At 68.1% G+C, this 11,857-nt stretch carries 16 protein-coding genes; 6 read left to right on the top strand and 10 right to left on the bottom strand.

The features are described from left to right. Nucleotides 1-30: 30 nt before the first annotated feature. The 3 genes from HW837_RS48295 to HW837_RS01005 all read left to right on the top strand — a co-directional run bounded on the left by HW837_RS48295 (nucleotide 31) and on the right by HW837_RS01005 (nucleotide 1,273). Nucleotides 31-372 (top strand): hypothetical protein, encoded by a 342-nt coding sequence (locus HW837_RS48295; protein ID WP_237269798.1) that lies wholly within the window; start codon nucleotides 31-33, stop codon nucleotides 370-372. A 269-nt stretch (nucleotides 373-641) separates the two neighbouring features. Further along, entirely contained in the window at nucleotides 642-869 is a 228-nt protein-coding gene (locus tag HW837_RS01010) for a type II toxin-antitoxin system VapB family antitoxin (RefSeq protein WP_045558107.1), read from the top strand. Beyond that, nucleotides 866-1,273 carry a PIN domain nuclease gene (locus HW837_RS01005; RefSeq protein ID WP_045558106.1) on the top strand — a complete coding sequence of 136 codons (408 nt, stop codon included), beginning with the start codon at nucleotides 866-868 and terminating at the stop codon, nucleotides 1,271-1,273. Before HW837_RS01010 ends, HW837_RS01005 begins: the two co-directional genes overlap by 4 nt. Nucleotides 1,274-1,412: 139 nt before the next feature. Here the strand turns inward: HW837_RS01005 and HW837_RS01000 are convergent, their stop codons facing one another. After that, entirely contained in the window at nucleotides 1,413-2,819 is a 1,407-nt protein-coding gene (locus HW837_RS01000) for a restriction endonuclease (protein WP_313895531.1), read from the bottom strand. A gap of 942 nt (nucleotides 2,820-3,761) precedes the next feature. Between HW837_RS01000 and HW837_RS49520 the strand changes: the two genes are divergently transcribed. After that, nucleotides 3,762-4,007: a helix-turn-helix transcriptional regulator gene (locus HW837_RS49520; protein ID WP_319771732.1), complete on the top strand. Its 246-nt coding sequence runs from the start codon at nucleotides 3,762-3,764 to the stop codon at nucleotides 4,005-4,007. 103 nt (nucleotides 4,008-4,110) lie between these two features. On the opposite strand, the gene HW837_RS00990 is transcribed toward HW837_RS49520, so the two are convergent. The 4 genes from HW837_RS00990 to HW837_RS00975 form a co-directional block, all read right to left on the bottom strand. Next, nucleotides 4,111-4,293, bottom strand: coding sequence for a hypothetical protein (locus HW837_RS00990; RefSeq protein ID WP_193383427.1), 183 nt, complete (start codon nucleotides 4,291-4,293; stop codon nucleotides 4,111-4,113). A 223-nt stretch (nucleotides 4,294-4,516) separates the two neighbouring features. Beyond that, on the bottom strand, nucleotides 4,517-4,747 hold the full coding sequence (locus HW837_RS00985; protein WP_193383450.1) for a hypothetical protein: 231 nt from the start codon (nucleotides 4,745-4,747) through the stop codon (nucleotides 4,517-4,519). Between the two features lie 287 nt (nucleotides 4,748-5,034). Then, nucleotides 5,035-6,216 (bottom strand): helix-turn-helix domain-containing protein, encoded by a 1,182-nt coding sequence (locus HW837_RS00980; protein WP_193383426.1) that lies wholly within the window; start codon nucleotides 6,214-6,216, stop codon nucleotides 5,035-5,037. A 96-nt stretch (nucleotides 6,217-6,312) separates the two neighbouring features. Then, nucleotides 6,313-6,954 carry an HAD family hydrolase gene (locus HW837_RS00975; protein WP_193383425.1) on the bottom strand — a complete coding sequence of 214 codons (642 nt, stop codon included), beginning with the start codon at nucleotides 6,952-6,954 and terminating at the stop codon, nucleotides 6,313-6,315. Between the two features lie 71 nt (nucleotides 6,955-7,025). Here HW837_RS00975 and HW837_RS00970 point away from each other — a divergent pair, with 71 nt between their 5' ends. Further along, nucleotides 7,026-7,223, top strand: coding sequence for a hypothetical protein (locus tag HW837_RS00970; RefSeq protein ID WP_193383424.1), 198 nt, complete (start codon nucleotides 7,026-7,028; stop codon nucleotides 7,221-7,223). A 63-nt stretch (nucleotides 7,224-7,286) separates the two neighbouring features. After that, complete coding sequence (locus HW837_RS00965; protein WP_193383454.1) at nucleotides 7,287-7,490, top strand: hypothetical protein; 204 nt, start codon at nucleotides 7,287-7,289, stop codon at nucleotides 7,488-7,490. 1,599 nt (nucleotides 7,491-9,089) lie between these two features. Here HW837_RS00965 and HW837_RS00960 read toward each other — a convergent pair. The 5 genes from HW837_RS00960 to HW837_RS00940 form a co-directional block, all read right to left on the bottom strand. After that, nucleotides 9,090-9,776 carry a collagen-like protein gene (locus HW837_RS00960; RefSeq protein ID WP_193383423.1) on the bottom strand — a complete coding sequence of 229 codons (687 nt, stop codon included), beginning with the start codon at nucleotides 9,774-9,776 and terminating at the stop codon, nucleotides 9,090-9,092. After that, nucleotides 9,773-10,063 (bottom strand): hypothetical protein, encoded by a 291-nt coding sequence (locus HW837_RS00955; RefSeq protein WP_193383422.1) that lies wholly within the window; start codon nucleotides 10,061-10,063, stop codon nucleotides 9,773-9,775. Before HW837_RS00955 ends, HW837_RS00960 begins: the two co-directional genes overlap by 4 nt. A 51-nt stretch (nucleotides 10,064-10,114) precedes the next feature. Continuing rightward, complete coding sequence (locus tag HW837_RS00950) at nucleotides 10,115-10,423, bottom strand: hypothetical protein (protein WP_193383421.1); 309 nt, start codon at nucleotides 10,421-10,423, stop codon at nucleotides 10,115-10,117. A 198-nt stretch (nucleotides 10,424-10,621) separates the two neighbouring features. Continuing rightward, nucleotides 10,622-11,395, bottom strand: a complete 774-nt coding sequence (locus HW837_RS00945; protein WP_193383420.1) for a LysM peptidoglycan-binding domain-containing protein — start codon at nucleotides 11,393-11,395, stop codon at nucleotides 10,622-10,624. Next, entirely contained in the window at nucleotides 11,395-11,832 is a 438-nt protein-coding gene (locus HW837_RS00940; protein ID WP_193383419.1) for a hypothetical protein, read from the bottom strand. The genes HW837_RS00945 and HW837_RS00940 overlap by 1 nt, the downstream gene beginning before the upstream one ends. Nucleotides 11,833-11,857 lie beyond the last annotated feature (25 nt).

Below are 11,857 nucleotides of genomic sequence, written 5' to 3'. Positions count from 1 at the left end.
TGGGCAGGCTCCGCCCTGCTCGGAGCCACGATGGGCGCCGCCGCCTGGTCCCTGACCGTCTGGGCACGCGCGTACTGCGACGCGGGTTACGACGCGGGCGGCCGCTTCGAACTCAACTTCCTGCTCCCCCTGACCGTGGCAGCCGAGGCACTGGTCGCCCTGCTCACCCATGCCCTCGCCCGCCGCCTGGCACGCCACGCGCCAAAAGCGCTCCGCGCCACGCTGCCGCTACTCCTGGTACTCCTCACCACGGCCGCCCTGGCCTGGTACCTCTTCGCCACCCGAGGCACCCTGGCCGACTACCCGGCCGACTCAGGCCTCTGCCCCCCAACCAACATCCCACCCCAATGGCCCACCTGGCTCCCGGCCTGATCAACACCCCCCGGCCCCGGCGGGAGGGTCTGGGGAGCAGATCGGCTCCCAAATGGCTCCCGGAGTCGCATGGCGAGGATCTCGGAGCCCTCCGCTGGCACCGAGCGCGCTCTGCGGTCTGTCGCGACGTACCGAGCCGAGTCCTGGCGTGTCCCTGCTGTCCATGGATGCTCGTCGGTCCGCAAGCGGCAGACTGGTTCCGACCCCTCCTCGCGATATATTCGATCATGTATAGTGATACATTGGCTGGTGTATACGGAGGTGGGCTCATGAGCAGAACCGTCATCGATCTCGACGACGACGCGTTGGACGCCGCAGCGAAGGAGCTGGGCACTTCCACGAAGCGGGACACCATCAACACCGCCCTGCGTGAGGTCGTCGCACGCAACCGTCGCTTGCGTGCCCTGCATGAGCTGCAGGATCTCGCGGATGAAGGCGCCCTCGACATCGAATTCCTCCTGGACAAGCGTAACTATCGAGGTGGTTCCGCCCGGTGAGCGTTGCCGACTACCTCATCGATACGTCGGCCCTGGCTCGCGTGCTGCTGCGTCAGGCGACCGAGGAGTGGGAGCAGAGGATGGGCGCCGGTCTGATCGCCCTGTGCGACCTCACCGAACTGGAAGTCCTTTACTCCGCACGTTCCGAGAAAGACCGCGAGGCCATCCAGGAACGGCTGAACCAGTTCACCTGGTGCCCCATGCCCGACGGCATTTACCGGCGCGCCCGCATCGTCCAGCGCGAGCTCACCACCAAGGGTGAGCACCGCAGCGCCGGAGCCGTCGACCTCCTCGTGGCCGCGGCCGCAGAAGAAGCAGGACTCATGCTGCTGCACTACGACCGCGACTTCGAAACCATCGCCCGCACCACCGGGCAGCCGGTCCGAGTGATCGACCTCAAGTAGCCGGTCCGCTCCCCGATCCCCCGCCACCGCAAACACCCGACCTCCGCCGTACCGATAGCCGTACTCTCCAGGCTCTTCCACAAGATCACGTACTTGAGGCTGCAGTGCGCCGGCGTCGCGTCCTGGAAGCAGGGCGCGCCTACTGGGGACGCCGCTTCGGTGGTACCGGTCCGGGGATGACGTCGAGCTTCATATGTTCCTTGAACAGGTGCACCAGGTTGGCGCCGTCGAGGAGTTCAAGCCTCCCGTGCTCGTTGGCGAACGCTTCGCTGGCCCGGCCGAACCAGGAGGTCGTCACCAGGATGCCTTTGGCTGCACGCTTGTGTTCCACGACGCCGGCGAGCGCAGAGACAGTTTCGAACGGCACCACATTCTTGGTGCGTTTGGCCTGGATGATGCACAGCCCCTTCATGACCGGGTCCGTGTTCATCGCGACCGCGTCCACACCCTCGTCCTTCGACGGCTGTGTGTTTACGCTGTCCAGGCCGATGGCCTCGAACAGTTGCCGGATGAGGTGCTCGAACTCCGTGGGCGTCAGGTCCATCAGTACCGGGCGGCTGTCCAGACCTGCCACGACGTCCAGGCTGTCCATGAGGCGGAACTTGGACAGGTCGAATGTGACCAACGGCCGTACTGGCTCCAACTCGTACGGGTTGGGCGAGATGATTGACCGCAGCCGCTTCAGGCAGGCCCGCGGGTCCACCTGCGTCAGGACCAGCTGACTGAACTCGGTCCGATCCGCCTGAAGCGTGATCAAGCACGGATGGACGTTTCGCCCCGTGGCGCGGTCGATAGTGGCCACATGCCCGTTCAGGGCGACGGACTGGACTACGCCCTCGGTGTCGGAGGCGAAGAGCTCGTGGACGGTGCGTAAGGCAGTCTGCGCCAGCACTGACGCGTACAGTTCCTTGCACTCTTTGTCCGGCCTCGGAACGGGAGTGATCTCGTCGCGAGTCTTCACATACCGGTACGCGCGGGCCGCAGGAACCACGTCTTCCAGGGGTAGGTCGATCTCAACCAGCAAGTCCCCGGTGTCTGCTTGGAACGAGACCTGATGGGTCTTCGGGAAACCGTGCGGATAGACAGAGGCGGCCAGGACCTGGTCGACGAACCACTCGACAGCTTCGACGTCCCTGTCCCGGTAGGCGTTACGGCGGCCCGCCAGATCGGCGTTCCACGCCTCTACTCGGGCAGCTTCTTCCTGGTTGCGTTCCTTGTGCTGGGCGCGGGCTTTCTCCAGCTTCTCAACGCGCCTCTTCTCGTCGCGTGCGTGGTCTCGCAGCGCTCGGTCGAACCGCTTGCGAGCGGCTTCGACCTCCGTGTCGTATCCGCGGCGTCCAAACCCGAGAGCGCCCAGCAGTCCCCGTGGGGGCTCCGGCTCGTACTCCTCCCACTTGGGCAAGGCCACGGCTTTGGCGCGACCCTTGGGTTGTGCGAACGGCGCCGCAATGAACTTCTGCTTCAAGCGCTCGAACGTCAACGGACTTCCGTCCACGACAGCCGTGCGGAGCAGCTTGGAGAGCTGCTCGGCATCGTGCTCGGCCACGCTCGTACGGTCGACAGCCTCTTGGGCGCGGGCCGCTTCGTACGCCAGTTTCGCCTCGCGAGCCTTCCGCTTTGCCTCAGCTTCGGCGGCCTTCCGGGCTTTCTCCCGCTCTCTGGCCTGCCGCGCGAGTTCCCGTGCGTATGGATCGTTCCCGCCCGCCACTGTTTGCCCCCAGCTCAGTGCATGATCGTCAGTTCGGAACGTTTCGGAGTATCCCGCACCAGGTCGATGCCGTCAGCAGGTACTTGTTGATGGCGTCCCTGCCATGAACTGCCCCGGCCGCCCTGCCTTGACACGGCCCGTTCATTTCAGGCGGAGACTTGTCCTGCCGACGGTTGATAACGGCAATCTTGCGGACGCACCCTTGGAAGCCAGGTTGTGAGTCGGCTCCCCAAGATGGCCCCACAAACCACTCAGGGGCCCGACCCGCTAAGCGGATCAGGCCCCTGACCTGGTACTTCACTGTCGGGGTGGCGGGATTTGAACCCACGACCTCTTCGTCCCGAATACAGAGGGCCGGGAAGTCGGTTCTCACTCGCCACCCCCTGCGACCTGCACCGTAACCGAGGTTAACCGCAGGTCAGGGGCTGTTAGTTCAAGGCGCTGCGCGGACTCATGGACTTGTCCGGCACTTCTCCGACACCCCTGAATGACTCCTGGGTGTCGAAGGTCCACACCCAGTTCACACCCAGAATCGCGAGACGTGCGCGAGAAGTACTCAGGGCAAGAGCCTAGCAACGAAGGAGCGGCCTCATCGCGTGAGGCCGCTCCTCTGCCGGGGCTGCGAGGGGGCCAATCCATACAGCCCGGCAGTTTGCGTGGGGGGGTGGCGCCCGCCCATACCCGGGGGTGTGTGCGGGCCCTATCCCAGCTACCCCCAAACTTCAAGATCACACAATGCCAGGTATGCCTGGCTGACTAACGATCACGGCAAGCCTGAGCGTGTACGAGGTGCACGCTCCATCTGATGACGACGACTGGGTCCAGGACCGGCTCCGCATCATCGGCGACCACATCCGAGCCGAGCGCCTTCGCCAGAACCTCACCCAGGAGCGCCTCTATCTGGCTGCCGGGATCAGCCGCTGGACCCTCCAAGAGATCGAGGCCGGTCGCAGCAACCCCAGCACCAAGACTTTGCTTCGACTCGCCCGCGCGCTCGAGGTCCCGCTCGCGAACCTCGTTCGGTGAGCCCGCCGCCGCGACGGGGGACGTCAGCGGCGGGCCCACCCAGGCACGCCCCCAGCGCGGGGCGGCCGCCTCGACTACCGGGAATCGGCCGGCGTCGAGGGGATCAGTCACGCCAGCTCGTTTGCGAGTAGGCGTGGTAGTGCTCGGGGTTGCGGGCCTCGTGCCCGATCGGTTCGGTGCAGTGGACGTACGTCTTCCGGTGCTCGGCCCAGCAGTAGCCGCCCAGCCCACGGGGCGCAGCCGGAATCTGCTCGGGGGCCCTCAGCTTCGGCTTCGGCTTGGTCACGGCTTCCTCACCTTCCGGGGGCGGCCCGCCGTCAGCCCGCGCTCTTCGGCGCAGTCGGGGCAGGCGTACACGGTGTTGTCGTGGACGTGGGCGCCGACACCACCACGCGATACGCCGGCCTCAACCGCTCCGGTCGTCAGCTCAACGTTGCACCAGCAGCAGTTGAACCCTTGGTACTGGCCGTACGTCAGCTCGGACGTTGGCGGCGGGGCAGGTAGCGCGGTCATGCGAGCTCACCCCGTGACCGGGCATTCGCCTCCGCCACACCCGCGCTCAAGCCCTCGCTCAACGTCAGACGCCGTAGAGCCCTCGGCTCCGCGTCCCACTCCCGGCCGCCGCCCACGGGTCGGAGCTGCACGTACGGCCCCTCGTGCCCCATGACCCTGCCGACCTGATTGCGGCTGGTGTCCTCGACGGTCTCGCCGATGGCCGGCTTGTACGAGGCCATCCTCATGTCACCCCCAGCCTTCGGCAGCCGCACGTGACGATCGGCCACACGCGCTCGCTGCCGGCCACGGTGATGCAGCCGTCCGCCTGCAGCGTCCGGGCGACGGCGCCGCAGTGGAAGCAGGCTTCACCATGCCGCCGAGCTATGCTCACCGGGCCCTGGACCAGAACCGGTGTGGCCGGTTCAGCTGTGCTCATCCCCGTTCCCATCTGCCTGTTCGGTGTGGACAGACAGATGATGGGCCCCTGCAAGGGCCACAAGTGACACACCTTGTGTCACCCGGTGACACAAGCTCAGACGGCGCCGATCCACTCCGCGAACGACGTCAACGACTCGGCATCCGCCCGCTTCAGCCGACGCAGGGTGGCCGCGTCCTCCCGGGCCCACCGGTGCCCGCGGGTGTGCTGCGGCGCGATCCTGCGCGCCACCTTCAACGACTCGAACGCATCGTCCGCCAGGCCGGCCCAGAGCTGGGCGCGGCCGAGTTCGATGTAGAAGCCGGAGCGCCGCTCGGCCGGAAGATCCTCTGGTGGCTTCCAGTCGCTGGCGACGTCGAGCGCGTCTTGGACGTGGTCGTCCCCGAGGCCGACGGCGACGGACACCTTGTGGACGTTGACGCTGTCGGGGCCGAACGCCGTGCCCTGGTAGACGTCCTCCGGGACCTTCTCGCCGAGCTCGGCCGCCTCGCGCATGTGAATGTCGGCGGCGTCCGGGTTGGCGGCCCGACTAGCGATGACCGCAGCCCGCATGTGCAGGGCGCCGCGCGCCGCGGCCGCCGTCGGTGAGTCCGGGGACGGGCTGGCGTCGATGGCCCGTTCCAGGGCGCGCAGGCCAGGCCGATGGGCGCGAGCGGCGAAGAACACCTCCGTGCGGACGTAGGCGACGGACGCCTCGAGGAACGGGTCCTGGGCCTCGGCCACGGTCGACCGCATGGCGTCGATGAGGCGGGCGGAGAGGTCACGGGCGCCGAACTTGTAGGCCACAGCGTCGGCGCACCGGTAGGCGTTCACGAGCAGCGAAGCCGTCTGGGCGCGTTGGTCTGGCGGTGCGATGTGGAGAGCGCGGGCCAGTTCGGCGAGGAGGTCGGGGATGTGCCGGCTGATCTGGACGTACTGCGCAGCGAGCCGCCAGTCGACGGCGTCCGCGACAGACTGCTGCAGCTCGTGCAACGGGCGGACCGGGCCATCGTCGGGATCATCGTGAGAAGCGAGGGCGGCCGAGATGGCGGGCAGCGCCTCGTGCACCCGGCTGTCGGTGCGCTGTTGCCCGGAAAGGAGGCGGCTCGGGTCGACGTTTAGTGCCGCAGCGAGAGCGTCCAGGGTGTCGTCACCCGGGAATCTGACCCCCCGCTCGATCTTTCGGAGCATGGACAGGGAGACGAACGAGACTTCCGACAGCTGCTGTTGAGTCATTCTGTGAGCGCGACGGGTGGCGGCAACGCGTTGACCCACCTCGCGCATGGTGTTGGCGGGCATACTGGCTCCAGTTCGGGGCGTCCACTCCGAACCGTACCCGCGCGGTGACCCGCCGGATACGCGAACGGCCCCGACAGCCCGGCTGTCGGGGCCGTCTCACTTCCCGGCAAGCGCGATCAGATCGGTGAGCGACTCGATCCGCCAGTCCGCGGCTGCGGCCACCTCCGGGTCGTCCGCCCACAGATGGCCCCACGGCCCGCGCCGGATATGCGCGGCGAGCAGGCCGGCCTGCTTAGCCGGGAAGATGTCGTTGGCGGGGTGGTCACCGACGTACAGGGTCTCGCTGGGAGCGGAGTGCGCCACCTCGAGGACCCGCGTGAAGAACTGTGGGTCCGGCTTGGCCACGCCCCACTCAGCCGAGGTGGCGATCAGGTCGGCGGGGAGGCCGAGTCCGCGCAGCAGCTGGCCGATGCGGGCGGTCTGGTTCCCGGCGATGATGACGCGGACGCCGAGCTGACGCAGCGCGGTAAGGGCGGGGCGGACATCGTCGTACAGATCCGTCTCGTCGAGGGCCTCGCCACGGCCTGCGGCCTCGCGGGCACGGTATTCGGCCTGAATGTCGACACCAGGGCGCACACGGCGTACGGCCTCGGCGTTGTCGAGCCCTTGGGCGACGACCGCACCCACCAGCGCGGACAGAGTGTGACGGGGCACGCCGAGCCAGTCGGCCCACGAGTTCCAGTAGCGGTCATCGCGGGTCATGGTCTCGCCGATATCGAAGGCCACCGTGCGGATCATGCGGGCAGAGTACCCGCGCTCCTCTGCCCGATTCCCGAGGCTCTGTCACCCCTTCGCCGTACTCTGTATGGATGCCCACCGACCTCCCCTACCGTGGTTCCGTGCGGTCCGCGGCCGACATCAACACCCGGATCCGAGCCCTCTTCCACAACTCCGGCGGCTACCTCCGCCCCCACGAACGCGCCGAGTACGAGCAACTCGTCACCGCCTGGGCCCACGCCGACGCAGCCGAACGACGCCTCCACCCCACCTACGCCGAAGCCGCCTGACCACCAGCCGGACGGCGCGCCACCCGGCGGGGCATCTGACACCGCCACTTACAATTCCGTCACGTGAGCAACATCGAATACCCGAACGACCTGATCGAACTGGAGACCGCCGCCTGGCAAGAGATCCAGGCCGGGCAACTCACCATCGCCACCGCCGGCGCCGTCCAAGCCGCCATCTCCGAGTTCGCCACCGCCGCCGGACTCGACCGGCACACGGTCGAGATGGGGCTGAAGAAGACCGTGCGACACACGGCGCAGACCTCCTGACGTGTGACAGGGGATGGCTCCTCAGACAGCACACTGAATCCGTGTCATCGTCGCGACATGGACGACGTGCAGCGGATCTACTGCCGCCCCGAGGAGCGGCTCACCCCTCGACGGCTCTGCGCTGACTGCGGCATTCCGATCGGTGGTCACTGGAGATGCCGGCCAGCTCTGCCCCGCCTACACCGAGGCCGCCTGATCTACCTCCCCCTCAGCTGCCAAGTCGACGGGTCGACATCACGCGGTGCCCGACCGGGAACGACTCCACTACCTCGGTACGAGAAACCCTCCGGGCGAACGGTACTACCGCCAGCGCGGCCGCCTGACTCGAGGACGCCCGGCCCCGACGAACCCGTCGCAGCGCCCGCTCGACGTTCGGGTACGGGCGGTACGACATCGTCATCTCCTCTGCTCACCCACGCGATCACACGGAACAACGCGCGGCCCGGACATGACGAAACGGCCCTCGCCCTCCCGGTAGGGAGAACGAGGGCCATCGGCGGACAACAACGACTCCCGGAAGGCCGCCCGTTACGCGGCCTATGCCCCGGACTCTCCTGTATCGGTTGCGAGTTGCGACTTCACCCGCAAACCGAACGTGTGCGCTAGCCTTGATCACGCCGCGTGACGCGGCCCACAAACAGCAACGCCCCGGCTGGCGGGCCAACGCCAAGTCCGGGGCCGCACGAGGAGTAGGAGTCCCCGTGGCTGCTGACAGCCAGTCTACTGCCCTGGCCTGCACGGCCGGAAGCCGGGTATCACCGCCCGGAGTTACCGCTCCACACGGTGCCGCACGCCACGCAATGCGGCGTTCCGCCGTACCCGCTCACGGTCCCGTCCGCACGCAGAGTGAGGGCCCCGTTCTCCGGCATCTTCGGATGGTTCCCCTTCAACTCGAACCACTGGCCTCCGCAATTCCCGCAGAACGCCGGTTCCCGGCCCGCCCCTTCGGGCGTGGTCCCCCGGCTGGCCAGATCGATCACGTTCGACACAGCGTCCTCCCGACAGTCGGCTGAGGCGTGAACAAGAAAGGATCAAGATGCGAAAGAAGCATCGGCCCCTGGGGCCGAACGGAACGTGGAAGACAGGGCAGCGATGCCCGCAGACCGGTCACTGGGCCGATCAGGACGGCCTGATCAACCACTTCGAGGTGGGCGACACGTTCCCACCGACGTGCACTGGGTTCGACCACAAGAGTAAGTGCGCTTACCGCACCCTCGTCATGGACATCGCCCAGGCGTCCTGACCGTCGGCCTTGGTGGGGGCAACCACCTGGGCCGACATTCTCCACCCGGGGGTGGATGGCCATCGGCTGTCCACCCCCGTCCCTATGTGCACGTCTTGTCAGCATCTGCACGCCGATGGGAAGCGTGTCGCCACAATACGACGTGATCAGGCGCCGTTGTCCAGCCGTGTCCAACCCTCGGCTGATAACGATTCCCCGAAACACAACAGCACACTTCTCTACACATAGACACGCACCAACACGAACCCTCGTTCACCCAGCACCCGGCAAAGTGGCCTCCATCACGACTGGCCCTGTACCCCCGGAACGACGAAACAGCCCTGCCCTCCCGCTGAGGAGGACAGGGCTGCCGCACGTCACGCGTTCCGTCGTCGGGGCTCGAGGGCCACCGCGAGCGGCGAATCCGGCTGAGGATCGTTTCCGCCGTCCGGAGCGTCAGTCCGTCGGCACACCAGAGCGTCCGGGTCCCAGGCCGGCGCCTGCAGCTCGTACCCGTCTGGGCAGTCAGGACCCGCCGGACCACGCTCGCCCGGCTCCCCCCGCTGACCATCCTCGCCCTGGGCACCCGGGGGCCCGGGCTCGCCCTGTGGGCCAGGCGGACCAGCAGGGCCGGCAGGGCCGTCGGCCCCGGACTCACCCGGCGCGCCGGCCTCACCATCCGTACCGTCTCGGCCGTCCTGCCCCGGCGTACCCGGGTCGCCCGACGCTCCCGGCACACCGGGCTCGCCCTGGTCCCCCTGCTCGCCCTCGGGGCCGCGCGGGCCGGGGATGGGGACGGGCACGCGGGTCCGGTCGTCGAGGTCCTCGACGGCCTGGCTGGGATCCGGTGCCTTCGGCGTCCCGCCTGCCGCCTCGACCTGCGCCCGGAGCACCCGTACATCCGACGCCAGCGTGGACACGGCCTCACCGCGCTTGTCCGCCTCGACGGCCAGATCGCTGTACCAGGACCAGCCGATCACGGCCGCACCCGAGAGGGCGATCAGCCAGCAGAAGACGGCGATCCACCGCCACCGTCCCGCGAGAGCCCGTTCGGTACGGGTCACGACGGATCGCCCCCCAACTCCATGATCTTGATGCGGAGGCGAGTGATCGTCTCCCGGTCCGCGAGCCGCTGCTCCAGCAGCTCCTCGATCCGGCGATCCTTCTCACCGACCTTGGTCTGCAGGCCGTCCACCTGAGACAGGTACTTGTTGCGCTCCTCCTGGATCTGATCCATCTCGGAGTTGATGCGCGTGGTGGCGTTCTCGGCTCGCTTCCCCAAGTACGCCACGATCGATCCGGACAGCACGCCGACGAGCACGAGCACGGGGCCGACGATGGCAGCGTCCACGCGCTCCTCCAGGTGATCAGTGGTGCACCAGCCGCATGGCGGCCAGCGGTACTACTCGCCGTACGGCCCGCCGCGATAGCGGGCGACCGGCGGCAGCGCCGACTCGGCCGGATACGCCGGCGGCCGCGCCCATCCGAGGAGGAACCCGGCGAGCTTCTGCAGGACGGTGCCGCGGGCCTTCGTGCCTAGGAGCTCCAGGAGCCGGAAGAGGGCGTAGTAGGCGAGGGCGAGCGCGAGGGTGACCGCGCCGGTGACGGCCTGGGAGTCGACCTCGACACCGGCCCACACGGCCAGGCTGATGAGCCAGCCGGCGACGAGCGGCACGGCCGTTCTCATGAGCGATATGAACAGAGAGGGCATGACGTACTTCCCTTCACGGGGCAGGCCACAGGAACCCTGTGACCTGGTGGTTTGGAGAGGGCGCGAAGAATTCGCGCCGGAAGTTAAGGGCGTGGTGGCCCTACGGTCGGCAGATGCTGGCCATCACGCGGAGCAGGTGTCCGGGCCCCACCCGCAGGCAGCAACAGCCCGGACACACCATCCGCTCGAGCAGCTGCTTCACTTCGCTGGCAGCTTCAGCTTCTGCCCGGGCTGCAGCTCGTCCGGGTCGACGTCCGGGTTCAGCTCGGCGATCTCCTGCCACCGACCGCCCCGGCCCAGCTCGTGCGCCGCGATCCCCCACAGCGTGTCCCCAGCCACGACCGTGTACGTACGCGTCGCGCCCGGCGACCAGCCCGCCTTGTGCTTCAGGCGCTCGCTGATCCGCTCCTCGACGTCCGCCCAGTCCAGACCACGCGGGTCGACCTTCCCGACCTGCCACGCGAGGTGCCGGATCACGCTGCGCACGGTCCAGCCGTGTGCCCGGCAGAGCGCTGCCCCGACCCGGACGATCGCCTCGACCTGCTCGTCCGGCCAGGGGTCCTTGCCGTCGCCGAGGTTCTCGCACTCGAAGCCGTAGAAGTGCCGGTTGCCGTCGGTGTTGTTCTCGTTCGCCGCCGGCGCCGCCTTCTCCGCGATGACCGCGCGCAGCACGTCGTCGTCGCCGAGGCCGGCGTGGTTGGCGCGGCCGTAGCCGACGAGGTGGACCCGGCCGTCCTTGGTGATGACGCCGTGGCACAGCGGCCCGGGCAGCCCCTCGTAGCCGTCGCGGCAGATCCGCACGGTCTTGGCGCTGCCGGAGGTCACGGTGTGGTGGATCAGCACGCCGTGCACGGGCCCCCACGGGCCGATGCGGTTGCGGTTGTGGTCGCGCCAGTCACCGACCTCGACGACGTGGAGACCTTCGTTCTTCAGCGAGGCCAGGAACGTGCCTGCTCCCAGGGGCGGCGCCATCAGTCGTCACCTCCCGGCCAGGTCCACACGGCAGCCGAGCTGTCGACGTGGTCGAGGGTCTCCACGAAGGTCACCGACGTGCGCCAGCTGGGGGCGGCGTCGCTGTCGGCCAGGACGCGGACGTTGACCGTGGTCGGCGACCACGCGCGGGTGACGACCGCAGGGGCGGCGGTGGCGCCGTTGTTGATGCTGCGGTCCATCGGGACCAGGACGATGTCGCCGACGCTGGGGTCGGTCGACGGCGTCGTGATGCCGGACAGCTCGGCGATGTTGGTGAGGGCGACGGCTCCGGCCGCTTCGACCCAGGCGAGCCGGATCGCAGGGGTCAGCTCGTCCCAGTCGGGCATCGGGTGGCCCATGAAGTTGCGGTGCCCGGTGGAGTTGCCGTACGCCGCGTACGCGGTCTTCGCCAGCTCGGTGGTGGACGGAGGGGACATGCGGTTCTCCAGACATGACGAACGC

Origin of the sequence: Streptomyces caniscabiei (genome assembly GCF_014930365.1) — a bacterium.
GTDB classification, from domain to species: Bacteria; Actinomycetota; Actinomycetes; order Streptomycetales; family Streptomycetaceae; genus Streptomyces; species Streptomyces caniscabiei.
The sequence above is the reverse complement of the archived record's forward strand: the minus strand, read 5'-3'. Positions and strand labels throughout refer to the sequence as shown.

Coding starts and splice junctions, on each gene's coding strand:
- HW837_RS48295 (WP_237269798.1), top strand. CDS start 31: ATGGGCGCCGCCGCCTGGTCCCTGACCGTCTGGGCACGCGCGTACTGC.
- HW837_RS01010 (WP_045558107.1), top strand. CDS start 642: ATGAGCAGAACCGTCATCGATCTCGACGACGACGCGTTGGACGCCGCA.
- HW837_RS00985 (WP_193383450.1), bottom strand. CDS start 4,747: ATGAGGATGGCCTCGTACAAGCCGGCCATCGGCGAGACCGTCGAGGAC.
- HW837_RS00980 (WP_193383426.1), bottom strand. CDS start 6,216: ATGCCCGCCAACACCATGCGCGAGGTGGGTCAACGCGTTGCCGCCACC.
- HW837_RS00975 (WP_193383425.1), bottom strand. CDS start 6,954: ATGATCCGCACGGTGGCCTTCGATATCGGCGAGACCATGACCCGCGAT.
- HW837_RS00970 (WP_193383424.1), top strand. CDS start 7,026: ATGCCCACCGACCTCCCCTACCGTGGTTCCGTGCGGTCCGCGGCCGAC.
- HW837_RS00950 (WP_193383421.1), bottom strand. CDS start 10,423: ATGCCCTCTCTGTTCATATCGCTCATGAGAACGGCCGTGCCGCTCGTC.
- HW837_RS00945 (WP_193383420.1), bottom strand. CDS start 11,395: ATGGCGCCGCCCCTGGGAGCAGGCACGTTCCTGGCCTCGCTGAAGAAC.
- HW837_RS00940 (WP_193383419.1), bottom strand. CDS start 11,832: ATGTCCCCTCCGTCCACCACCGAGCTGGCGAAGACCGCGTACGCGGCG.